The following is a 23,632-nucleotide window of genomic DNA, read 5'->3' as shown; positions in this document are numbered from 1 at the left end:
TCCGTTGATCAGCTGCGTTCGTTTGAATCTGCGATTCCGCAACGGTCCTCATTGTGACAACATCGAACCTCGCCTCTGGACTCAACGCCCTCGCGGGAACGTACGGTCATGTCAAACAACACCCACGAGTCTCAAGTGCCCTAATGGGGGTCCTTCAGTTCCCTCCGCGGCTCCTGTTTGCATCGCTAAGCCCCCATACAAGAGAATTTCGAAATCAACAGCAGTGAATTCATGCTGCTCGCGCTTTGAGAAGCATCCCGGACGCGAGTTGGCGTCTCTCTATAGTCGATGCCTCTGTTGTCACCGGGGAGGCGTCGGTGTAGATGTTTCACGTGAAACGGCCGAGGTTCGGTATTGCCTGGGGTTCCATACCTTCCTCACCTAGGATAGATGCTGCGTTAGGCGCGGTGGGTTCATCGTAGAGGCAGGCGGTCTCCACTATGTTTCACGTGAAACGCATCGATGCACCCTGAACGGAATTGCGAATTCTAGGGATCCAACTCAGGATAGGAGTGGCTTTGAAGGGGCCCGTCCTAGTAAAAATAGGCCCTGATACTTCGCAGCACGACAAGTTGTCCGAACGCAACGGCGGGCGACTCAGGGATCTAGGTAGCCTTGGTTCGCACCCCGCTCTTGTCTGACCGTCTCAGACGAACGCTCACCTACTTGATGGGCTATCGAAGTGCGAAAACTGACACCCGAACGAAACGCCGTCCCCGACGGTCTCAGAAATAATGCCCACCGAATGTAGTACAAACATCCGGGAAGCATCGTATCTACTGTTCTCTCTGCGAATAGGCCTCCCCGGGGGGAGTAGCCGACTGCCCTCCACCCAGCCAGAGACAGCCCGAAGGTTATGGACATACGCCTGAGAGCGGCCGCCACGCTTCAAATCCGCTCCGTCCCACAGTCAAACAGCCACGTCGTTCACTCCAGTCGGCCAATCCGAGCCTTATGTGAACCACTCCGGAGGCAGTGACTCTCGAGCCTTACACGTTCTTGCAGCCTCAGCGAGCAACAATTGTCCCTCCTCTACTTGGGGACTAGACCCTGGATGTGCGTGGATATTTGAGGCCCTAGTGAGGCAATACTTAAGCTTTCATGTCCCATCGTTGGAGGGTCGTCGAACTTCAATCCGTCATGGGCGTTCGATCTCAGACCGTCGATGGTGACTTACGGACTCTTCGCACTGTCCCGCGCCTAATGCCACTCCGCTGACAAGGCCAACTGCATAATCTGTCCATGTGGATCAGCACTGCTTCGTCCTAGTTCGTTCGGAACAATGGATCACCTGACACGGACATCCGTTTCACGTGAAACATAAGGACCGGTGCCCGGCAGCTTCTGGTTTTGCACCTACGCCTCGTTCGTTGTCACCCTTGCCTCCCAGTACCTTCGGCGCTTCCAAGACCTAATATCGCCCCACAAGAACGGAGGCACGACAGGTGGGAGTAGAGGCCTGCACTACAACGGGGCCGCTCACAGGGCCATGGGGGCTCTTCGAGGGTCGAACAGACGCCTTGGAAAGGTACCCCGATGTCTTATCGGTCCCTCCAGGCGGGATCATCGATGTTTTCGATGTTTTCTCACCTATCGATAGGCGGACTCCCTATTTGCATGTCACCTCTTGTGGAGCCTAGGGGCTGGCCAGCCTACTGTTGGGTGATTCAGCCACGGCTCCCGCTCAGCTTAGACGAAACCCAGGAAGGGATAAGGCTCGATACCTTCAAATAGAGACATGAGTCTGAACTGCGTAGTGCATTGTCTCAACCAGAGAGCTACCTGCGCCGTTCAGTACGCCACGACCCTGCGGACTCACTCTCGGGAACCAGGCCTTTCACTTCATCTCACGGCCGCGACGGGCACCTAGAGGCGGTGCTGTTTCACGTGAAACACGAACGGAGTCGGGGTCATAGTCAGGAACCTGACTGTCTTGCTAGATACTGTCAGCGGGACTAACATCCGACAGCCTTTGGCCGTGCATGGGCCGAGGGTGGCCTGGTCCAATAGCACGCCAATCTAGAGGACGACTGCATCCAACCACGCCCATAACAAGCGCCGTGTGGGTTCCTGCGCTGCCCGAACGAACATCACGAACTCGCATAGTCGTCGAGACTGTACTCCTTGCCTGAACTATTGGCGAGCCGCCATACAGCGACTCCTGGGCAGGACCCAGTGTTCTCTGGATCAGTGCCAGCCCCTGGGGCGGCTGTCCAGCTCAGCGCAGTCTGCTTAACCCGTCAGTCATGTCCTGCCCGGAGACATCGGATCAAAGATGCCCCTACTGACTGTCGACACCCGAATCTGGCACCTCTGTAAACCAGGCCCTCATGGAGCGTGACTCTCTAGGAAAGCTGATGGACCGATGTAAAGGGTGACGGAGGGGCCCTGGGTGGTGATCGGGCTGGACCGCCTCCACGGCAGTCGCTTCGGAGATGGAGTCTAGCTTCCGTCTAATTGTGAGGAGGCCCTAAACACTCATGTCGCGTGAAGGCAGCAGCGAGAGAAAGGCTGGAAGAACGGGTGGCGTTATTCACAATGTTATCCACAGGCTTTTCCACTGCCCACAAGAGCATTCAGGCATCTTTTGGAAAGCTCGGCGCTCGGCTCATTCTGGTCGCTAAATTTCGCCTTCGTGGTGCGTTCTCGAAAGCAGCGGCATACTGAGTCTCGCCGCTGCTAGGAAGTGCGCCAAATTCCCCGCAAATCAAAGTTTTTTGGGGTCATGTGACATGAACTACATCCCTTGCGGCGGTGGAGCGTTTCACGTGGAACATACGGCCGTCTACTCAGGGTCGAGCGTGGTCAAGGTGTTCCTCGCTCGCAACGAAACTGCTCTCGCCAAGGGGCGTGTACCCACGAACCATCCACAGTCTTATCCCCACAGTTATCCACAGGCTTATCCACCGCCCAAACATGTGCTTGATCCGTGCCTCACACGCCGCTCCGTCGTGGAGTAGAGGATGGGATCGTGTTTCACGTGAAACAAATACTCTTCGGCGACGAAGCTCAGCGTCGACTCAGTATTGTCCCTTAAGGATGTTCTCAAAGACGGGGTGATGCTCGACTTGCACAACTCGAACTATAGCTGAGACCAGAAGCAGTACACGGCCCTTTCAGAGAGACGTACAACATCAGATCTATCCACAGCCCTGCCGTCCCAATCAACTAGCGCTAGGCCTGATGTTGCGGCATCACTCCTCAAATCACTCAGTGTCCATAGCCGTGGGACCGTAGTCTACGTGGGCCGCATGAAGGACCCCCAGCGTTAGACGGCGTCTCCGGGTCAGGTCTAGCTGTGTGGCAGCCCAGGTCAAACCGTGGAGCAAGCCATCTACCTGGAATAGCCAGAGAGATCAACATTGGAATTGCTACTTTGAACGAAGGGCTTAGATGAACCAAGGGCACGGCTTCGACCGCCAGTACCTCTAGGCCGTGCCGCCCAGAAGTCACGGAGGAATGACTGTCGCCCCTGTGGGAGACGCAACAGGGGAGACGTCTCCTGGACGGAGCGCCGAGCCTCTCCTTGCCTCAATCGTTCGTCTGGTCTCAGGACATGGGGAGGGGCACCTTCGTCCTCTCTGACTCTGCCGACTCGACGGTCCACCTGCATAGTACGCTCGAGGCCTTTGGTCGCCGCCGGCAACAGGGCCTGCCAGGACATACAACCCCTCAGTCGGCAGCACAGGACGACAGTTCAGGAGCCGCCCGTGCCGTGAGCAGAACATCCTAGATCGACATGGACTGAAGTACCGGCTTGAAAACCGCCACTGCCTTCGGCGAGGAAGTGTGGTTGCGGTGCTGCAGCCCGCCGGCTACCTACAGGAAAATCCAAGGCCGACTAGCTTACTAAACCGCCAGTCGGCCGTTGTGCTTCCGCCCCCTACGCCTCTGAACTACATGAACACGCAGGCGCAGTTGGATCACGAGAGCACGAACCATTTCAGAAATGGCAGGCACTGAAAGCATGAACCGTCTCAACAGGGAGTCGTCTCTCAGTAAGCATCTAACGAGCGGAGACATTCCCTTACCCTACGTAGAACTGTCCGGCCATGGAGGGTCCTGGAATTGGCAGTCATGGTTGACGCCTACCGCGATACGGTGTTTCGGCCCTCCCAACGAACACGAATAGCAGGCTTGTAGTTCGATCCTTCGTTCTGTCCCGAAGCTCCTGGGTTTCCACCCGCCGTCTACTTCAGCCCGGCTAAAGATCTGTGTGTTTCACGTGAAACACTCCAGTGCCTCCCTACGAAGACCCACACTATAAGACGGCGCGGATCGTAGTCAGCATTTCTAATCTGCCGCTGTCGGATTCACTCTGTTCCCTGCCTAGACGAGGATAGTCCGTCCGCTGAGTTCACAGGGGGAGGTTCCGTTTCACGTGAAACAAGCCACGAGGGGCAAGACCTCATGACGTCCGCGATAGAGCAAAGCACGAGCACGGGCGCAAGCTCCGAAGCCCTAAAGTGGTTCCGCTCCGGGACACGCAAGCTCACATCAAGATCAGAGTTCGGAGCACTCCGGTTCAAAGGAGGGTCTTACCCCCGCGGACGTCAGATCAGCGGCTTGTAGAGCCTGTGTCGGGGCTACGGATGGGATCGTGCAGGCAATGCCTCACCGCATCACCGCATCATCGGGATAGGACAAATGGTTCATTTGCGATTGTCAGGCAGCTAATGGATTGAAGCTCTCTCCGGCGACGTCAGATGCAGAAATCTACGCCTGCAAGTCCCAAACTCAGTGCCGAGCGCGGGAGAAAGGAAGCGGACAGATTGGCATCCTCACCGGCGGCGCGTTTCACGTGAAACGACTGCCGTTCATGAGCCGTTCCGGTCCCTGCGGAGCCAGGATCATCCCAATAGAGAAGCGCTAGAGCAATAGACCAGAATCCTCCAGTGCCATTAGCAGCACCTGCACCAGATGGATCCTTCCCCAAGAAAGCAAGCTCAAAGACCGACCAGGCCGGCGCGGGCACGAATGCGTGGACATAGGCTGCGCCAGCGAAATGAACGAATCGGCTTTTGAGTTGTCATCCCGAAAGGACCACGCGAAGCACCGGACGCGCTTTCCGGGACGAAGCATCGAGCGACATGTATCCACAACGCAGACGCCGGCTAGACCCGAAACAGGTATCCTCAGTGGTTTCGACGGCAACTCCGGCAGGTTTCACGTGAAACCATAGACACCACTTAGCTGCTCGACTCCCGAAAGCCCAACATTCCGCGCTGTGAACAAAAAGTCACTCCGGAACAAAAAATGGGGTCTGCCCACAAAGCAAACCCCATTCCGTTGGACCCGAAAACTAGTCGTCAGAGCCCGGTCCCAAAACATCCATGATTCGGTTGAGATCCTCTACGCTGGCAAATTCGATGCTGACGCGGCCCTTGCGGGCACCGAGGGTAATCTTCACGTTGGTGTCTAGACGATCGGAAAGGGATGACGCCAAATAGTCCAGTCGCTCGTGCCTGGCATTGGGCTTGGGAATAGCACTCTTTGCTGGCGTCGTCGGGTCCTGATACAAAGCCACGGCTTCCTCAGTGGCTCGTACAGACATCCCCTCAGCGACAATCTTCTGTGCCAGTCGCTCCATGGCGGCCGCATCAGGGAGCGCCAGGAGAGCACGCGCGTGGCCCGCTGACAAAACGCTGGCTGCGACGCGGCGCTGCACCAGGGGAGGAAGCTTCAACAAACGCAACGTATTGGACACTTGAGGGCGAGAGCGACCAATGCGATCGGCCAGCTGCTCATGCGTAGTTCCGAAGTCCTCCAGGAGCTGCTGGTAGGCGGCTGCCTCTTCCAAAGGGTTCAACTGGCTACGATGCAGGTTCTCCAGCAACGCGTCGCGCAGAAGGTCGTCGTCAGTGGTGTCACGGACGATCGCCGGGATCGTTTCCAGGCCTGCGGCTTGGACTGCACGCCAGCGGCGCTCACCCATTACCAACTCGTACGGTTCTCCACCCTTTTCGGTTGAAGTACGTACAACAATTGGCTGGAGGACTCCGATTTCCTTGACGGAGTGCACTAACTCGGCCATGTCGTCTTCATCGAAGACGGAGCGAGGCTGTTTGCGGTTGGGGTGAATGTCCGTGACCGGTATTTCAGCGAATCTCGCTCCCGGAACTTCGACCAACTCCACCTCGGGTGAAGTAGCTTCAGCAGGAGCGGAAGACGCTGTGGAACTCGTCTCTGCATCTGCGGTCTTCGCTGAGGGAGATGAAGAGCGCTTAGTGGATGGCTTGGACGCGGGGGCCTTCGCCGCGCTGGACCTGCTTGCGGCAGGTGCCTTGGAAACCGACTGGGATGTTTCCTTCGCAGCGTCGGAACGCGAACCGTTAGCTCCACTCGAAGTCCCGGAGTCGGCCGTAGTGGCAGGCGCCGTCGCATCGGCCGCTTCCACCGGTTCCGCTGTCTTTCGGGCTTCCGGAAAAAACAGATCCACTGGGCGGGAGGGCGCAGCGCCGTTCCCCTGGGCCGCCGCGGGCGAGCTAGGAATGAGAGCCCCAAGACCCCTGCCGAGGCCCCTTCGCTTTTCGCTCATTGATTCATCCCTCCGATGGAATAGCCGAGCGCGGACCGGCCCAGGCTGTTGCAGTGTTTCAAGAATTCTAGCGTTCAGCGATCTCGGCGGCGGCTTCCATGTAGGACAACGCGCCGCTCGAAGAAGGATCATAGGTCATGACAGTCTGCTGATAGCTCGGCGCTTCAGAGATGCGTACCGAGCGGGGAACCACAGCGCTCAGAACCTGCTCGGGGAAATGCTGCCGAACCTCCGAGGCTACCTGTGCGGCCAGGTTGGTTCGGCCGTCATACATCGTCAGGAGAATCGTCGAAACCACCAGGTCAGCATTGAGGTGCTTCTGGATCATCTCGATATTCTTCAGCAGCTGGCTCAAGCCTTCCAGGGCGTAGTACTCGCATTGGATGGGAATCAGGACCTCGCTGGCGGCGCAGAACGCATTGACAGTCAATAGACCCAGGCTGGGCGGGCAGTCGATAAAGATGAAGTCCAAACGTCCCTCACCGTTCTTCTCCCGCTCTTTGGAGTAGACGTCAATGGCGCGACGAAGCCTCTGTTCCCGGGCCACCAATGAAACCAACTCGATTTCCGCGCCGGCCAAGTGGATTGTCGCAGGAGCGCAGATGAGGTTGGGAATGTCAGGGCAAGGAGCCACTACGTCTTTCAACGGAAGATCGTTGATCAGGACGTCGTAGATGCTGTCCACGTCTGCGTGATGCTCAATGCCCAAGGCCGTAGAGGCATTTCCCTGGGGATCGATGTCAATGACCAGGACATTGAGACCGGCAGACGCCAGGGCCGCCGCAATGTTGACGGTGGTGGTCGTCTTGCCAACGCCACCCTTCTGATTGGAGACCGTGAAAATCCGGGTCCGATCAGGTTTCGGGAGTTCACGTCCGATCAGCCGCTCGCGTCGGCGCGTCTCGTTGGCCAGTTGGCGAGCGATGGGGCTCGAATCATCGATGGAGTCCATCACGTTGTGAACCTCATCCGTCAGCGTTTCACGTGAAACGGCAGCATTTTCAACTGAATTCGTTCGCACAATGGCGGATTGCAGTGACGCCGAGGGTGTGGCCATGGCCCGCGCGGACCCCAAGGACATAAAGGGGGGGATCCGTTGCGTGGAGGTTTCGCTACTGCCCACTGGTCACACTCTCACTCTCATTCGGCGCTTGCTGCCGTTCTCTAGCCTAACTGCTCAGCCGCCGACACGCGGGAAACCGAGCGGAGACTAGCCCGTCTTTCCGGGCTTGTTGACGATGATCCTCACCACGGTGGTGGGTTCCTCCAAAAGCTCCTGTCCACAAACCACAACGGACGTTTCCACGCCGCCAAGTTTACGGATGACCTTCTTGGCCTTCTCAATTTCTTCGGCAGCGCTGCGACCCTTGATCGCCACAACCTCCCCCTTGCCATTCAGCAGGGGGATGGTCAGGCCAGCCAGGTTGGAAAGAGCCGAAACTGCGCGTGCCGTAACGACGTCTGCGTCCACCAATCCCACAGCCAGTTCAGCACGGGTTCGCATGATGGTCACATTGTCCAGGCCAAGGTCGTCCACGACTTCCTGAAGCCAGATGACTCGACGCTCAAGAGGTTCAATCAAAGTCAACTCAAGGTCTGGACGGGCAATTGCAAGGCACAGGCCAGGAAGTCCGGCACCGGACCCAACGTCTGCCACATGGCTGTCCATGGCAATGGCTGACTCGATGACTGCACAGTTCAGAACGTGGCGGCTCCACAAGCGGGGGATCTCACGAGGACCGATCAGCCCGCGCTCGGTCCCGGACGTAGCCAGATGTTCTACATAGCGCTTGGCGAGATCCAGGCGCTCCCCAAAGATCTTCTCTGCCGCCTGCAGTTCAGTTGCGGTAATTTCAACCATGAGCCGCTAGTCAGCCGAGACCACGATGTGGCGGCCAGCGCCCTCGCCCTCGGATTCGGAGACGAATCCGAGATCAGCGACGGCGTCGTGAACGATCTTGCGCTCATAGGCGCTCATCGGCTCCAGTGCAACGGTCCCACCGGATTCCTTGACCTTGGCAACGGCGTCCTCTGCGATCTGCTGAAGGACGCCGGCACGTTCCTTGCGGTATCCGTTGATGTCCAACACCAAACGGGACCGGCTTTCAGTTGCGGAAAGGACCGACAGTCGGGTCAGCTCCTGCAAGGCTTCGAGGACTTCGCCGTCGCGACCTACGAGGCTATCCAAGGCAGCGGATTCCTCATCAGTTCCGATGGAGATGTAGGTACGACCGTTACGGACCTCAATGTCAATGTCGCCATCAATGTCAGCGATATCAAGGAGTTCCTCGAGGTAGTCGGCAGCAATGTCGCCTTCCTCTTCGAGGCGGCTGGCCGTCTTGGACAGCGACTCTTCCTGCGTGTCGTCCTGTTCCTCAGTCGCGGCGGCAGTTACATCTTCAGTGCTCTCAGCAGACATTACTTCTTCTTCCTGTTCTTACGTTGTGGCTGGACGCGCTGGGCCCTGATCTCGGCCGCAGCAGCGGCGGCGGCAGCCTCGGCGTCGTCGTCGTCCTTCTTCTTGCCACCCAACAGCGGCGGCAGGCCCTTCGCGGCGCGGCGCTCTTCCAGTGCCCTCGCGGCAGGCGAGCCCGGAGTGGGCATGCGGCGAATAACGAAGAATTGCTGTCCCATGGTCCAGAGGTTGGTGGTGGTCCAGTAGATCAGGACACCGATGGGGAAGTTGATACCACCGATACCGAACACGAGCGGCAGGATGTAGAGCATCATCTTCTGCTGGCGCATGAACGGGCTGGCCAATGCTTCTTCGGACATGTTCTTGGCCATGATCTGCTTCTGCGTAATGAACTGCGACGCAGTCATGGCAAGAATCATGATGATGGACAGGGTCCAGACGGCAACTTCACTGCCGGGCGCACCGCCATGAAGCAAGGATGCGGAGAGTGGCGCACCAAAGATGCTCGACTGATCGAACTCGATGACCTGTTCGTGGCTCAGCGCACCAATGCCTTCGCCGGCGTTCTTGGCGGTCGAGATACCAGACAGCACCTGGAACAGCGCGAAGAAGAACGGCATCTGGATCAGCATGGGCAAACACGCGGAGAACGGGTTGGTGCCGTGCTTCTTGTACAGGGCCATCTGCTCCTGCGCCATGGCCTGGCGGGAGAGCTGATCAGTCTTGCCCTTGTACTTGGTCTGCAGCTTCTTCAAGTCGGGCTGCAGCAGCTGCATGCCCCTCTGGGCCTTGATCTGCTTGACGAACACAGGAATCAGGGCGGCACGGATCACCAACACCAGGCCGATAATGGAGAGGGTCCACGTCCAGCCGTTGGCGGCTGGCATGCCCATGAAGCTCAGCCCGTCATGGAAGCCAACCATGATGACTGACACCAGCCACTTGAACGGGAACATGATTGTCCCAAAGAAGTCACCCATAAGATATCCCTATTTTCCTCAGGCCGCAGTGCGGCCTTCTTCATCAGCCTGAGCAGCCAGGAACTGGTCCGGATTGTTCAGTACAACAATTGTGGGCGTCTGGCCTTCAGGCCAATGACGATGGCCGGCGGGGACATGGTCCACTCCGCCAGCATTCCAAGGATGGCATTTGGCGAGCCTCTTGGCTGCGAGCCAGCTACCCTTCATGGCGCCGTGCACCGTGACTGCTTCCAGGGCATACGCCGAGCAGGACGGAAAGAACCGGCAAACCTGGCCGTACAGGGGTGAAACGACCTTGCGGTACGTCTTCAGCAGGAGAATGAGAATATTCCGAGGCAGGTCCCAGATGAACTTGCCTACCGCCGCCCACAGGTTCCCGTGGGGAACCTTGCCGATGGGTTTGCTCAAACCAGAGGGGTCACCTGAGGAAGGAACGACGGCGGTGCTTATGTCATGCACGCGGTGTCCCTTCCCTTGTGGTGCCGTTGTGTTCTGGCGAAGCGCTGCGTGGAGCTGATCCACCCAGTCGCTTCGTCGTCACTGCCAATGCGGCGTTGTAATCCGAGAGCAGTTGCTCCCAGCTGGCAGATGCAGCTGCGGGCAGCGCCCGGACCACGACCGCCAGGCCCGTACCATGCGTGTGCAAGGACAGTGCGCCTGCTTCTCTCAGTCTCCTCTTAACGAGGTTCCTGGTCACGGCGTTCCCGACGGCTTTGGAGACAATGAAGCCGATTCGACTCGGCTCCGCGGCCCCAATAGGGGCCGTATATAACACTAAGTTCCGGCGTCCATTGCGGACGCCGGAACGTACAGTTGTTGAAAAGTCGGTAGACGTCCGCAGACGGTTTGGGGTGGCTAGCACCGTCGAACCCGCAAAAAGACCCTGACCGACAAGTCAGTTATTTACGCCGACAGTTCGACGCGGCCCTTGCCGCGACGTGCAGCCAGGATGGCGCGGCCGGCACGGGTGCGCATACGAAGGCGGAAGCCGTGCTTCTTGGCCCGACGGCGGTTATTCGGCTGAAAAGTCCGCTTGCTCACGTTAGTTACTCCAGTGGATCAAAGGTGCGCCCACCCGATCAAAAGGGGAAGAACTGGCCGACGCTAAGTTTTGTATGTGCCTGCCGCCGTTGCCTGCCGCACGATAATCGTACGTCGATGCAACTGATCACAAAAGCGGACACAAAGGACTTCACAACGTTAGGGCAAAAAGGCAGTCTCAGTCAAACCGGAAGCCATTCCCACAGCTATCCACAGTTGTGTCAACGGACGCTGCACAGCCTGTGGATGAAGTGGCTCACAAGGCCCAAACCAGAACCACAACAGTGTAATTATCCACAAGCAACTTCCCAGCTATCTTCTAGCGATTCCATCCCCTAGAGTGGCTCAGTAGCCCATTGTCCACCCGCTGTGCATAACTCTGTGGATTAACCCCGGAAACATCGCCAGTCGGAGACACTTCGGCTGCCAGCAACGCCGGCAAGCAAGTATTTAGGAACTGATTGATGACAGTAGACGAAGCCAACCACGCCAATACTGTCGGAAGTTCCTGGCGCAGGGTGCTGAGCCTTCTCGAACAAGACGACCGGGTCACACCCCGCCAGCGCGGTTTCGTCATCCTCGCCCAGGCCCAAGGCCTCATCGGCTCCACGCTATTGGTCGCCGTTCCCAACGAGCTCACCCGCGAAGTCCTGCAGACCCAGGTCAAGGACGCACTTGACGATGCCCTGCGCGGCGTTTTTTCCGATGACATCCGTTGCGCGATCGACGTTGACACCGATCTTGTGCCCATCCACGAAGAGCCGGAACCCGCCGTCGAGCTTTCCGCGATGCCGGACCTGGCCGCAGAGCCGAAGCCTCAGCCGACACCGCCCAGCACCTCACATGAATTCGGCCGGCTGAACCCGAAGTACATCTTCGACACCTTCGTGATCGGTTCCTCCAACCGCTTCGCCCACGCGGCCGCCGTTGCAGTAGCCGAAGCACCTGCCAAGGCCTACAACCCGTTGTTCATCTACGGCGACTCCGGACTCGGCAAGACGCACCTTCTTCACGCGATCGGACACTACGCCCGACGCCTGTACAGCGGAATTCGCGTACGCTACGTCAACTCCGAAGAGTTCACCAATGACTTCATCAACTCGATCCGCGATGACGAAGGCACCAGCTTCAAGACCACGTATCGAAACGTGGATGTGCTGCTGATCGACGACATCCAGTTCCTGGCTGGCAAAGACCGGACCCAGGAGGAGTTCTTCCACACGTTCAACGCCCTGCACAACGCCAACAAGCAGGTGGTCATTACCTCCGACCAGCCTCCCAAGATGTTGGCGGGCTTCGAGGACCGGATGACCTCCCGTTTCGAGTGGGGCCTGCTGACGGACATCCAGCCGCCGGAACTGGAAACACGCATTGCCATCCTCCGCAAGAAGGGCCTCAGCGAAGGATTGTCTGCACCGGACGACGCCCTGGAGTACATCGCTTCCAAGATCTCCAGCAACATCCGGGAACTTGAAGGTGCCTTGATCCGCGTCACCGCCTTTGCCAGCCTGAACCGTCAGCCTGTGGACGTGGCTCTGGCCGAGATGGTCCTCAAGGACCTCATCACTGACGACGGCGCCCAGGAGATCACCGCAAAGCAGATCCTGGACCAGACCGCTGACTACTTCAAGCTCAGCATGGAAGAGCTTTGCAGCAAGTCCCGTACGCGCACGCTCGTCACGGCGCGACAGATCGCCATGTACCTCTGCCGCGAGCTCACGGACATGTCCTTGCCGAAGATCGGGCAGGAACTTGGCGGACGCGACCACACCACTGTGATCCACGCCGACCGCAAGATCCGTGAGCTGATGGCCGAGCGTCGTGTGATTTACAACCAGGTCACTGAACTCACAAACCGCATCAAACAGCAGCAGCGCGACTCCTGAATCCACATTCCTCCGCGCACTACATACCTTATTAACAGGTGCGTGTGGATAACCCTGTGGATACTTAAGGGGACAAGCGCGGTTAATGGGCTTAAAACCCTTAAGGCATCTGTGGATCGTTAAAAACCGGCTTGGGAGTTGTCCCCATCCACACCCTGTTTAAAACCCAGTTAACGCACAGTCCATGAACAGGGCTTAACCCCGAAACTGCGCGGCCAGATCCGGTTATCCACAGTTTCCACAGCAGTTATTAACACTACGAATCCCAAAAAATTGAAATCCCTCAAATAACAATCTCGTTCTGCCCCACGCCAACCCCTGCCGTTGGCAGACGAACAGCCAGGCCAAGGCCAGCTTGCGGCTGTCCACATACGAGAGGTGAGTGCTGCCGGGGATGGGTTAATCGCGGATCTTCCGGCTAAGCTGTCAGCAGCGCTCCCATCCTTGGGTCTGTTTGTAGTTCGCTTGAGTGCGGACCATGCAGGTTCCGGTATCGGACAGCAAAGGTTTGGCGGGTTCCAAGCAGGAATCCGCAGCTACTACTTGGCAGCAGCAATGAAAGGCGGCACCCTTCCGTGAAGTTCAGAGTCGACCGCGACGTCCTGGCAGAAGCCGTTACGTGGACCGCGCGGTCGTTGTCTCCGCGGCCGCCCGTACCTGTGCTTTCCGGTCTCCTCCTCAAAGCCGAGGCTGGAACGGTAAGCCTCTCGAGCTTTGACTACGAGACTTCCGCCCGCCTCGAGATCCCTGCGGATATCGCTACGGAAGGCACCATTCTGGTGTCCGGGCGTCTCTTGGCAGACATTTGCCGCAGCCTGCCTTCGGCTCCGGTGGAAGTTGAGACCGACGGAAGCAAAGTCACTCTCACCTGCCGCCGAAGCAGTTTCCACCTGGCTACGATGCCTGAAACTGAGTACCCGGCTCTTCCGGCATTGCCAGCCATCAGTGGCACTTTGCCAGGTGACGCGTTCGCGCAGGCTGTTTCCCAGGTGATCATCGCCGCCAGCAAGGACGACACCCTGCCGATCCTCACCGGCGTGCGCATGGAAATCGAGGATGACATGATCACCCTCCTGGCCACCGACCGCTACCGCCTCGCAATGCGCGAAGTCCCGTGGAAGCCTGTCACTCCGGGCATTTCCACCAGCGCGCTGGTCAAGTCGAAGACCCTGAACGAGGTGGCAAAGACCCTCGGTGGCAGTGGCGACATCAACCTTGCCCTCGCTGACGACGACAGCCGCCTGATCGGCTTCGAAAGCGGAGGCCGTACCACCACATCCCTGCTGGTGGATGGCGACTACCCAAAAATCCGCTCCCTCTTCCCGGATTCCACCCCCATCCACGCAACGGTCCAAACACAGGAACTCGTTGAAGCAGTGCGTCGTGTCTCGCTTGTGGCTGAGCGCAACACACCGGTCCGCCTGGCCTTCAGCCAGGGTCTGTTAAACCTTGACGCCGGTACCGGTGAAGATGCTCAGGCGTCTGAGGAACTGGAAGCCCAGCTTTCCGGCGAAGACATCACCGTCGCATTCAATCCGCACTACCTCGTTGAAGGCCTGAGCGTCATCGAGACCAAATACGTTCGGTTCTCCTTCACCACTGCTCCCAAACCGGCCATGATCACGGCCCAGGCTGAAGCTGATGGCGATGACCAGGACGATTACCGCTACCTCGTGATGCCGGTTCGCCTGCCAAACTAGCGATCCGCCACATATCCACTAGCGCAGAAAAGAGTTCATCCCGTGCACATCGGACTGATCGGCCTCGGAAAAATGGGTTTCAACATGCGGGAGCGCATGCGGAATGGCGGCATTGAGGTAACTGGATTTGACCGGAATCCCGACGTTACGGACGTCGCTTCCGTCGACGAACTCATCGCTGCCCTACCCTCTCCGAGGCTCGTATGGGTCATGGTTCCATCGGGCGAGATCACAGATGCTGTCATCACCGAACTCAGCGAAAAGCTCAGCCCCGGTGATTTAGTGATCGATGGCGGGAACTCACGTTTCACCGAGGACCAGAAGCACGCTGCAGCACTTGCAGAGAAGGGCATCCGCTTCGCCGACTGCGGTGTATCCGGTGGCGTATGGGGATTGCAGAACGGCTACGGACTGATGGCCGGGGGCGCTGACGAAGACATCGAACTGGCATTGCCCGTTTTCGATGCCCTGCGTCCCGAGGGAGAACGAGCAGACAGCTTCGTCCATGTCGGCGGAGTGGGTGCAGGCCATTACGCCAAAATGGTGCACAACGGTATCGAGTATGGACTGATGCAGGCATATGCCGAAGGTTATGAATTGCTGGCAGCCAAGGACATCGTGAAGGACCTTCCAGGAACCTTCCGAGCCTGGCAAAAAGGAACCGTCGTTCGTTCCTGGCTCCTGGATCTCATGGTCAAAGCACTCGACGGAGATCCGGGACTGGCCTCGATCGACGACTACGTTGAGGACTCCGGCGAGGGCCGTTGGACGGTGGAGGAAGCGATCGCCAATGCTGTGCCGGCACCTGCCATCACCGCAGCACTCTTTGCCAGGTTCGCTTCCCGCGAAGACAACTCGCCGGCTATGAGGATGGTTTCGGCGCTGCGCCACCAGTTCGGCGGACACGCCACCCGTCCTTCCAACTAGGCTGCAGGAGTCCAGCAAACGGCGTGTACCTCGAACATCTTTCGCTAACCGATTTCCGGAGCTACGCCCAAGTTGACTTGAAGCTTGGTCCCGGGGTTACTGTCCTGGTGGGTTCCAATGGGATCGGTAAAACCAACCTCATGGAAGCCATCGGATATTTGGCAACCCTGAGCTCGCACCGAGTCAGCACCGATGCTCCACTTCTTCGCTTCGGCGCGGAACGGGCAATGATCAGGGCCAAGTTGGTCCGTGGCGAGCAGTCCACTGTGATCGAGTTGGAAATCAACGCCGGGCGGGCAAACCGTGGCCGGATTAACCGTGGAAATCCAGTTCGTGCCAGGGACATTTTGGGCATCTGCCAGACGGTCCTCTTCGCGCCTGAGGATTTGGCACTGGTCAAGGGCGATCCTTCCAACCGCAGACGCTTCCTTGACGAGCTCCTGGTAAGCCTGATTCCGCGCCATGCTGCCACCCGCAGCGACTACGACAGAGTGTTGAAGCAACGAAACGCCCTGCTGAAATCTGCGCGGACGGGCAAATTTACCGCAGGCCATGAGGCAACGCTGGATGTTTGGGACCAGCATATGGCCCGCGCCGGTGCTGAACTCCTGCATGCACGGCTCGAACTTGTGGAACGGCTCCGCCCTCATCTAAACAGTGCCTACGCGCAGCTTACTGACGGTTCAAAAGATGCCGGCGCGGTGTACCGCTCAACCATCCAGGGCGTACTGGACGACGACGGCGGGCCGGCCGATCGCCCAACGGAACCTTCGGCGTCGGGCGAGGACCTCAGGCTGTTGTCGGTGGATCAACTCACCGACCGCTACGTCCAGGCTTTCGCCGCATCCCGCAAGAAGGAACTGGAGCGGGGCATCTCCCTGGTGGGCCCGCACCGGGACGAATTGGAGCTCGTGCTCGGTCAAGCACCGGCCAAGGGCTACGCTTCGCACGGTGAAACGTGGTCCATGTGCTTGTCACTGCGCCTCGCTTCCTACTACGTCATGCTGGATGATGCCCGCACCGGCGGTACCGCGCCGATCCTCATACTTGACGATGTCTTTGCAGAACTCGATGTCCAGCGCCGGCGTAAACTGGCAGCAATAGTGGCCGGCGCCGAACAGGTACTGGTCACGGCCGCCGTCATCGCCGATATTCCCGAGGAGCTGGCCGGGCGGCGCATAACCGTTGTTCCGGGAGGCATCGATGGTGAAGGATAGCCACGACGGACTTCAACCAGGCCGCGATCCGGACGAAATCGATGCTGCCCAAGCCGCGCTGAATCGGATGCGGGAGGCCGCAGCGGCTCGAGGCGAAGTCCGGCAGCGGGCGCCCCGGCCCGGATCCGCGCCAAAACGCAAGGGCCTTCGCGACACCAGGGGTTTTACCCAGTTTCATGGGACCGGACGTGACCCGCTGGGCTTGGGGAAAGTCGTTGGCCGGTTGGTGGCAGAACGTGGTTGGACGTCTCCCGTGGCCGTTGGCTCGGTCATGGCCGAGTGGGAAACGTTGGTAGGCGCGGACATTTCTGCACACTGCACGCCTGAGAGCTTTACTGACACCACACTTCATGTCCGTTGCGACTCCACGGCATGGGCAACCCAACTGCGGTTACTGAGTACAAGCCTGCTGGAGATGTTCCGGAATGAACTGGGGGAAGGCGTGGTGACCAGCATCCACGTGCTGGGTCCGTCTGCGCCAAGTTGGCGAAAAGGTGGGCGCAGCGTCAACGGTCGGGGACCCCGGGACACGTACGGCTGAACGGCGTGCAGGGCGATTCAACGCCCCCGAGTCGTATAGGCCCCCATCAGGACCACCGTAGGGCCATTTCAGATAGGGCCAGTGGCCTCCCATAGGCATATTCAGCTCTCGGCTGCCCCCGTATTTGCAAGGATTCCCGCATTTCCACGATAGAATTGGCGTAGATCACTGAGCGCCGGTGAAACGTCGTCGGGGTCCTGGAAGCACTTTCATGGCTTCCAGGACCCTCTTCGTCGGAGTAAACGGCGCAATCAGTCACGTGTTCGTTGAAGGACTCGGTTTGCCGCGGCCTTCAACGGGAACGGCCGTCATCGAATACAGAGGAGTCGAAAGCGCCTGTGGCTAACGACAATGCAGAGACCTTGGCAGTAGAGCCCGAAGAGGACACTGTTCCTAAGCCTGACACGCCCGCGGAAACCCCCAGGGAGTACGGTGCCAGCGATATCACCGTTCTTGAAGGCCTCGAAGCAGTACGCAAGCGCCCCGGCATGTACATCGGTTCTACCGGTCCCCGCGGCTTGCACCACTTGGTTTATGAAGTGGTGGACAACTCTGTAGATGAAGCTCTGGCCGGCTTCTGCAGCCACATTGAAGTCACGCTCCGCGCAGACGGAGGTGTCCAGGTTGTTGACGACGGCCGTGGCATCCCTGTTGACATCCACCCCACCGAGGGCAAGCCCACCGTCGAAGTTGTTATGACCATCTTGCACGCCGGCGGTAAGTTTGGCGGCGGCGGTTACGCGGTTTCCGGTGGTCTGCACGGCGTGGGTATCTCCGTGGTGAACGCACTGTCCCGCCGGGTGAACACGGAAGTCCGGCGCCAGGGCCACGTATGGCGTATGTCATTCGCCGACGGCGGCAAGCCCCAAGGCGGACTCGTCAAGGGAGAAGAGACAGACCAAACAGGGACGTCACAGACGTTCTACCCTGATGGCACCATCTTCGAGAGCACCGAATTCGACTTCGAGACGCTTCGTGCGCGCTTCCAGCAGATGGCCTTCCTCAACAAGGGCTTGCGGATCACCCTGACTGACGAACGTCCCGCCGCCCGGGAAGGCGAGGACGATCTGGATCTCGACGCCGTCGCTACCGAAGGCGAAGTCGCTGCCGAGCACCGCACGGTGGTCTACGAGTACCCGGACGGCTTGTTGGACTACGTCAAGCACCTGAACTCGAGCAAGAAGGTGGAGATCGTCCACGAGGACGTCATCGCGTTCGAAACTGAAGACACGGAGCGGCACATCGCCGTCGAGGTCGCCATGCAGTGGACAACCGCGTACTCCGAAAGCGTCCACACATACGCGAACACCATCAACACCCACGAGGGTGGAACCCACGAAGAAGGTTTCCGTGCCGCGATGACCTCGCTGATCAACCGCTACGCACGGGAGAAAAGCATCATCAAGGAAAAAGAAGACAACCTGACCGGTGATGACATCCGTGAAGGTCTGACGGCCGTCATCTCGGTCAAGCTGTCCGAGCCCCAGTTTGAAGGCCAGACCAAGACCAAACTGGGCAACTCAGAGGTCAAGGGCTTCGTCCAGCGCGTTGTCACGGACCAATTGGGCGACTGGTTGGAGCGCAACCCGGGTCCCGCCCGGGACGTCATCCGAAAGGCCATTTCCGCTGCGCAGGCACGTATGGCTGCCCGCAAAGCGCGCGATAATGCCCGACGCAAGAGTCCGCTGGAATCCTTCGGCATGCCCGGCAAGTTGTCCGACTGCTCTTCCAAGGATCCTTCGCGTTGCGAGGTCTACCTGGTGGAGGGTGACTCCGCAGGTGGCTCAGCCAAGCGGGGACGCAACCCGGAAACTCAAGCCATCCTGCCGCTGCGAGGCAAGATCCTTAACGTGGAGCGTGCACGCCTGGACAAGGCACTCGGTAATACCGAAGTCCAGTCCATGATTACGGCCTTCGGCACCGGCATTGGCGAAGATTTCGATATCGCCAAGCTGCGCTATCACAAGATCGTCTTGATGGCGGATGCAGATGTCGACGGCCAGCACATCACCACGCTGTTGATGACGCTGCTGTTCCGCTACATGCGCCCGCTGATCGAGAACGGGTACGTCTACCTTGCGCAGCCGCCGCTGTACCGCATCAAGTGGTCAAATGCCGCCCACGATTATGTCTTTAGCGATCGCGAACGGGACGACACCATCCGTAAGGGTGCGGCCATGAACAAGCGCCTTCCCAAGGACAACGGCATCCAGCGCTACAAAGGTCTCGGAGAAATGGACTACACCGAGTTGTGGGACACCACCATGGATCCGGACCGCCGCACTCTTTTGCAGGTCACCATGGACGATGCCCTGGCTGCCGATCAGACCTTCTCGGTACTGATGGGCGAAGACGTGGAATCGCGCCGTAACTTCATCCAGCAGAACGCCAAGGACGTCAGGTTCCTGGATATCTAGTGCCTTACAAGGCGATAGATATTCCAGAGCTGACATATACCTGAAACGGAAAACTTAGATTATGAGTGACGAAACTCCCGAAGTCCCGGCGGAACCCACTGTCGATGACGTCATCCTTGAAGGCGATGTGCTGACTGACCGCGTGGAGCAGGTGGACCTGCAGACTGAAATGCAGCGCTCCTACCTGGACTACGCCATGGCCGTTATCGTAGGACGCGCCCTCCCGGACGTCCGCGACGGCCTCAAGCCGGTGCACCGCCGCGTTTTGTACGCGATGTTCGACGGCGGCTACCGTCCTGACCGCTCTTTCAACAAGTGCGCCCGTGTTGTGGGTGACGTCATGGGTACCTATCACCCACACGGTGACATGGCGATCTACGACGCCCTGGTCCGCCTGATCCAGGACTGGACCATGCGTTACCCGCTGGCCCTGGGCCAAGGCAACTTCGGTTCCCCCGGCAACGATGGCGCTGCTGCTCCCCGTTATACCGAAACCAAGATGGCCCAACTGGCCATGGAAATGGTCCGCGACATCGACGAAGAAACCGTCGACTTCCAGGACAACTACGACGGCAAGAACCAGGAACCCACCATCCTGCCGGCGCGTTTTCCGAACCTGCTGGTGAATGGTTCCTCTGGTATCGCGGTGGGCATGGCTACCAACATTCCGCCGCACAACCTGCGCGAGGTTGCCGAGGGCGTGCAGTGGGCCCTCGACAACCCCACCGCCTCACGTGAGGAACTCCTTGAGGCGCTTCTCCAGCGGATCAAGGGACCGGACTTCCCCACGGGTGCAACCATCCTCGGCCACAAGGGCATCGAGGACGCCTACCGCACCGGTCGTGGCTCCATCACCATGCGCGCCGTGGTCAACGTGGAAGAACTCCAGGGCCGCACCTGCCTGGTGGTCACCGAACTGCCTTACCAGGCCAACCCGGACAACCTGGCCATCAAGATCGCCGAACTGGTCAAGGACGGCAAGATCCAAGGCATCGCGGACCTCCGCGATGAAACTTCGGGCCGTACCGGCCAGCGACTCGTGATCGTGCTGAAGCGCGATGCTGTGGCCAAGGTTGTCCTGAACAACCTGTACAAGCACACCCAGCTTCAGGACAACTTCTCAGCGAACATGCTGGCAATCGTCGACGGCGTTCCCCGCACCTTGAGCCTGGACGCCTTTATCCGGCACTGGGTGACCCACCAGATGGACGTCATCGCCCGCCGGACGCGTTACCGCTTGCGCAAGGCTGAGGAAGAAGCGCACATCCTGCGTGCACTCCTCAAGGCGCTGGACATGCTGGATGAGGTCATCGCCCTCATCCGCGCATCGAACACCACCGAGGCAGCCCGCGAGGGACTCATGGAGCTCTTGGAGATCGATGAACTCCAGGCCCGAGCCATCCTGGACATGCAGCTTCGCCGTTTGGCCGCCCTGGAACGCCAAAAGATCCAGGACCGCCACGCCGAACTCGAAGCCATGATCGCGGAGTACAACGCGATTCTGGCCTCGGAAGAGCGCCAGCGCCAGATCATCAGCGAGGAACTCGCAGAGATTGTGGCCAAGCATGGCGATGACCGCCGTACGCACATCCTCATGGGCTTCGACGGCGACATGTCCATGGAGGACCTGATCCCCGAAGAGGAAATGGTTGTCACCATTACCCGTGGTGGTTACGTCAAGCGCACCCGAAGTGACAACTACCGCTCCCAGCAACGCGGCGGGAAGGGTATCAAGGGTGCCCAATTGCGCGGCGACGACGTCGTTGAGCACTTCTTTGTGACTACCACGCACCACTGGCTGTTGTTCTTCACCAACCTCGGCCGTGTGTACCGTGCCAAGGCATACGAACTGGCAGAAGCGGGACGTGACGCCAAGGGACAGCACGTTGCAAATCTGTTGGCATTCCAGCCCGACGAGCACATCGCACAGGTCCTGGATCTCCGCGATTACCAGCAAGCCCCCTACTTGGTTCTCGCAACAAAGAACGGTTTGGTCAAGAAGACCAGGCTTGAGGACTATGACACCAACCGCACGGCTGGTGTTATCGCCATCAACCTGCGCGACGGTGACGAGCTGGTCTCTGCACAATTGGTCAGTGAGACCGATGACCTCCTGCTGGTGTCACGCAAGGGACAGTCGATCCGTTTCACCGCCACGGATGACGCACTTCGTCCGATGGGCCGGGCAACGTCCGGTGTGACGGGTATGAAGTTCCGTGAAGATGACGAACTGCTGGCCGCAGATGTGGTCCAGGACGGCTCCTTCGTCTTCATCGTGACTGAGGGTGGCTACGCCAAGCGGACAGCCGTGGATGAGTACCGCCTGCAGGGCCGTGGCGGCCTTGGCATCAAGGTGGCGAAGCTCGCGGAGGATCGCGGTGACCTTGTAGGCGCCTTGATTGTGCAGGAAGAAGACGAAGTCCTCGTGGTCATGGAGGGCGGCAAGGTGGTCCGCTCTGCCGTGAGTGGCGTCCCCGCAAAGGGCCGTGACACCATGGGCGTCATCTTTGCCAAGCCGGACAAGAATGACCGCATTATTGAGGTCGCCCGCAACAGCGAACGCGGTTTGGAAGGCGAAGAGTCCGAGGACGGACAGGACGATGACGTAACGTTGGCTGCAGAAGACGGAGCCACTGAGGCGACCGTCACGTCAGAAACGGAAAACGACGCGGACCCGGATACAGAATCGGGCGCGGAGCTGAACGAAGACAACACCGGAGGTAACGAGTGAGTAATTCCGACTCATATCCCAAGCCGAGCACAGGTGTCCCCGGCGGACTCCGGCAGCCCTCGGGCAGCCCGCAGGCAGGAGCGCCTGCAAGGCCCCAGCAACGCCCTGGAGCCGGTTCCGCCGGCGCCGGAGCTACCGGGGCCCGGCCGGCAACGACCACCAATTCGGCCCAGCGGCCAGCAGGAGCTCCTGGACAACGCCCGGCCTCTGCCGGGCAACGCCCCGCCGGAGCGCCTGGCCAGCGGCCCGCACAACCCGGGCAGCGTCCAACTGGTGCGCCCGGTCAACGCCCCACCCAGGGAAGCCCGGGACTTGTAAAGCCGGCCCCCAAGGCGAAGGTGCGCCGTGCGCGCCTCCTGGTAAGCAAGGTTGACCCCTGGTCAGTACTGAAGATGGCGTTCCTGCTGTCTGTGGCGCTGGGCATCGTCACCGTTGTCGCCGCCATCGTGCTGTGGACCGTGTTGGATCTCACAGGTATCTTCAACCAGGTGGACAGCCTGCTGGGGACTTTGGCAGGTTCTGAAGGCAGTGGTTTCGAGTTGAAGAAGATTGCTTCGCTCGGTCAGGTGGCTTCCTTCGCGACGATTATTGCCGTGGTGAACGTAGTTCTGCTGACCGCCCTGTCGATGCTCTCTGCCGTGCTTTATAACATTTCGGCAACGTTGGTTGGCGGCATTGGCGTCACACTGACGGACGACTAGCAAAAAACCGCGGATTCACGCCGAAAACGGTGAGATTCAGCGGTCAGAATGCCTCGATTTGAGATCGGGTCGGGATGTGCTGTACAGTCATATCTCGGCCCGATGAGGCATCGGGGCGTATAGCTCAGGCGGTTAGAGCGCTTCGCTGATAACGAAGAGGTCCCAGGTTCAAGTCCTGGTACGCCCACGGAACCTAACAGGTTCAGGTAACACTGAATCGGAATGAGGTGCTTGTGAAGAAGTTGCTGGTAGTAGTCGCAGCGGCGGTCGCAGGCGTCCTGGTCTATAAAAAGGCGCAGGAATCCGAAGCCCGGAAAGATCTCTGGAGCAAGTCAACCGACAAGGTCGACTAGCCCGGAGCCAGGTCCGGGACTGGTAAAAGCCGGTCCTGACATGGGGTATGATTGACGGGTTGCTTCTTATGGGGGCATGGCGCAATTGGTAGCGCACCTGCTTTGCAAGCAGGGGGTTCGGGGTTCGAGTCCCCGTGCCTCCACCATAAGAAAAGTCCCGGTCAGAAATGACCGGGACTTTTGC

The 23,632-nt window shown here is 59.1% G+C and carries 16 protein-coding genes, 2 tRNA genes and 1 pseudogene; 11 read left to right on the top strand and 8 right to left on the bottom strand.

Annotation, left to right across the window (positions count from 1 at the left end; genetic code table 11):
• Nucleotides 1-5,302 precede the first annotated feature (5,302 nt).
• The 8 genes from KSW38_RS09105 to rpmH form a co-directional block, all read right to left on the bottom strand.
• Nucleotides 5,303-6,538 (bottom strand): ParB/RepB/Spo0J family partition protein, encoded by a 1,236-nt coding sequence (locus KSW38_RS09105; RefSeq protein WP_216924408.1) that lies wholly within the window; start codon nt 6,536-6,538, stop codon nt 5,303-5,305.
• 67 nt (nt 6,539-6,605) lie between these two features.
• Nucleotides 6,606-7,619 carry a ParA family protein gene (locus tag KSW38_RS09100; RefSeq protein WP_254186270.1) on the bottom strand — a complete coding sequence of 338 codons (1,014 nt, stop codon included), beginning with the start codon at nt 7,617-7,619 and terminating at the stop codon, nt 6,606-6,608.
• A 129-nt stretch (nt 7,620-7,748) separates the two neighbouring features.
• The gene (gene rsmG / locus KSW38_RS09095) at nt 7,749-8,399 is read right to left on the bottom strand and encodes a 16S rRNA (guanine(527)-N(7))-methyltransferase RsmG (protein ID WP_216924406.1); all 651 of its coding nucleotides are present in this window, start codon (nt 8,397-8,399) and stop codon (nt 7,749-7,751) included.
• Nucleotides 8,400-8,405: 6 nt separating this feature from the next.
• Nucleotides 8,406-8,957 (bottom strand): Jag family protein, encoded by a 552-nt coding sequence (locus tag KSW38_RS09090; protein WP_216924404.1) that lies wholly within the window; start codon nt 8,955-8,957, stop codon nt 8,406-8,408.
• A complete protein-coding gene (yidC, locus tag KSW38_RS09085; RefSeq protein WP_216924402.1) occupies nt 8,957-9,934 on the bottom strand; it encodes a membrane protein insertase YidC in 978 nt (325 codons plus the stop codon). The genes KSW38_RS09090 and yidC overlap by 1 nt, the downstream gene beginning before the upstream one ends.
• Before the next feature lie 18 nt (nt 9,935-9,952).
• On the bottom strand, nt 9,953-10,342 hold the full coding sequence (yidD, locus tag KSW38_RS09080; RefSeq protein WP_416418305.1) for a membrane protein insertion efficiency factor YidD: 390 nt from the start codon (nt 10,340-10,342) through the stop codon (nt 9,953-9,955).
• 43 nt (nt 10,343-10,385) lie between these two features.
• Complete coding sequence (rnpA, locus tag KSW38_RS09075; RefSeq protein WP_216924398.1) at nt 10,386-10,796, bottom strand: ribonuclease P protein component; 411 nt, start codon at nt 10,794-10,796, stop codon at nt 10,386-10,388.
• 41 nt (nt 10,797-10,837) lie between these two features.
• Nucleotides 10,838-10,975: a 50S ribosomal protein L34 gene (gene rpmH / locus KSW38_RS09070; protein WP_011776797.1), complete on the bottom strand. Its 138-nt coding sequence runs from the start codon at nt 10,973-10,975 to the stop codon at nt 10,838-10,840.
• 464 nt (nt 10,976-11,439) lie between these two features.
• On the opposite strand from rpmH, the gene dnaA reads away from it, so the two are divergent.
• The 11 genes and pseudogenes from dnaA to KSW38_RS09015 all read left to right on the top strand — a co-directional run bounded on the left by dnaA (nt 11,440) and on the right by KSW38_RS09015 (nt 23,594).
• Nucleotides 11,440-12,861: a chromosomal replication initiator protein DnaA gene (gene dnaA / locus KSW38_RS09065; RefSeq protein WP_216924396.1), complete on the top strand. Its 1,422-nt coding sequence runs from the start codon at nt 11,440-11,442 to the stop codon at nt 12,859-12,861.
• Nucleotides 12,862-13,436: 575 nt separating this feature from the next.
• On the top strand, nt 13,437-14,561 hold the full coding sequence (gene dnaN, locus KSW38_RS09060; protein ID WP_216924394.1) for a DNA polymerase III subunit beta: 1,125 nt from the start codon (nt 13,437-13,439) through the stop codon (nt 14,559-14,561).
• 15 nt (nt 14,562-14,576) lie between these two features.
• Nucleotides 14,577-15,488: pseudogene (gnd, locus tag KSW38_RS09055) on the top strand (phosphogluconate dehydrogenase (NAD(+)-dependent, decarboxylating)); the annotation flags it as partial.
• A gap of 23 nt (nt 15,489-15,511) precedes the next feature.
• The gene (gene recF / locus KSW38_RS09050) at nt 15,512-16,705 is read left to right on the top strand and encodes a DNA replication/repair protein RecF (protein ID WP_216924391.1); all 1,194 of its coding nucleotides are present in this window, start codon (nt 15,512-15,514) and stop codon (nt 16,703-16,705) included.
• On the top strand, nt 16,692-17,246 hold the full coding sequence (locus KSW38_RS09045) for a DciA family protein (RefSeq protein WP_216924390.1): 555 nt from the start codon (nt 16,692-16,694) through the stop codon (nt 17,244-17,246). The genes recF and KSW38_RS09045 overlap by 14 nt, the downstream gene beginning before the upstream one ends.
• 338 nt (nt 17,247-17,584) lie before the next feature.
• A complete protein-coding gene (gene gyrB / locus KSW38_RS09040; protein ID WP_216924388.1) occupies nt 17,585-19,663 on the top strand; it encodes a DNA topoisomerase (ATP-hydrolyzing) subunit B in 2,079 nt (692 codons plus the stop codon).
• A gap of 61 nt (nt 19,664-19,724) precedes the next feature.
• Nucleotides 19,725-22,394 carry a DNA gyrase subunit A gene (gene gyrA / locus KSW38_RS09035; RefSeq protein ID WP_216924386.1) on the top strand — a complete coding sequence of 890 codons (2,670 nt, stop codon included), beginning with the start codon at nt 19,725-19,727 and terminating at the stop codon, nt 22,392-22,394.
• Nucleotides 22,391-23,095: a DUF3566 domain-containing protein gene (locus tag KSW38_RS09030; RefSeq protein ID WP_216924384.1), complete on the top strand. Its 705-nt coding sequence runs from the start codon at nt 22,391-22,393 to the stop codon at nt 23,093-23,095. Before gyrA ends, KSW38_RS09030 begins: the two co-directional genes overlap by 4 nt.
• Nucleotides 23,096-23,208: 113 nt before the next feature.
• Nucleotides 23,209-23,282 (top strand) — tRNA-Ile (locus KSW38_RS09025).
• 46 nt (nt 23,283-23,328) lie between these two features.
• Nucleotides 23,329-23,448 carry a DLW-39 family protein gene (locus tag KSW38_RS09020; RefSeq protein WP_216924378.1) on the top strand — a complete coding sequence of 40 codons (120 nt, stop codon included), beginning with the start codon at nt 23,329-23,331 and terminating at the stop codon, nt 23,446-23,448.
• 70 nt (nt 23,449-23,518) lie between these two features.
• Nucleotides 23,519-23,594, top strand: a tRNA-Ala gene (locus KSW38_RS09015).
• The last annotated feature ends 38 nt before the right edge of the window (nt 23,595-23,632 follow it).

Source organism: Paenarthrobacter aromaticivorans, assembly GCF_019038615.1.
In the GTDB taxonomy this organism is placed as follows: domain Bacteria; phylum Actinomycetota; class Actinomycetes; order Actinomycetales; family Micrococcaceae; genus Arthrobacter; species Arthrobacter aromaticivorans.
Note: the sequence above shows the minus strand (reverse complement) of the source record. Positions and strands in the feature narration are given on the sequence as shown.

Bases quoted from the DNA above. Each gene is read 5' to 3' on its own strand.
- KSW38_RS09105 (WP_216924408.1), bottom strand. From the start codon at position 6,538: ATGAGCGAAAAGCGAAGGGGCCTCGGCAGGGGTCTTGGGGCTCTCATT.
- KSW38_RS09100 (WP_254186270.1), bottom strand. From the start codon at position 7,619: ATGTCCTTGGGGTCCGCGCGGGCCATGGCCACACCCTCGGCGTCACTG.
- rsmG (WP_216924406.1), bottom strand. From the start codon at position 8,399: ATGGTTGAAATTACCGCAACTGAACTGCAGGCGGCAGAGAAGATCTTT.
- KSW38_RS09090 (WP_216924404.1), bottom strand. From the start codon at position 8,957: ATGTCTGCTGAGAGCACTGAAGATGTAACTGCCGCCGCGACTGAGGAA.
- yidC (WP_216924402.1), bottom strand. From the start codon at position 9,934: ATGGGTGACTTCTTTGGGACAATCATGTTCCCGTTCAAGTGGCTGGTG.
- dnaA (WP_216924396.1), top strand. From the start codon at position 11,440: ATGACAGTAGACGAAGCCAACCACGCCAATACTGTCGGAAGTTCCTGG.
- KSW38_RS09045 (WP_216924390.1), top strand. From the start codon at position 16,692: ATGGTGAAGGATAGCCACGACGGACTTCAACCAGGCCGCGATCCGGAC.
- gyrA (WP_216924386.1), top strand. From the start codon at position 19,725: ATGAGTGACGAAACTCCCGAAGTCCCGGCGGAACCCACTGTCGATGAC.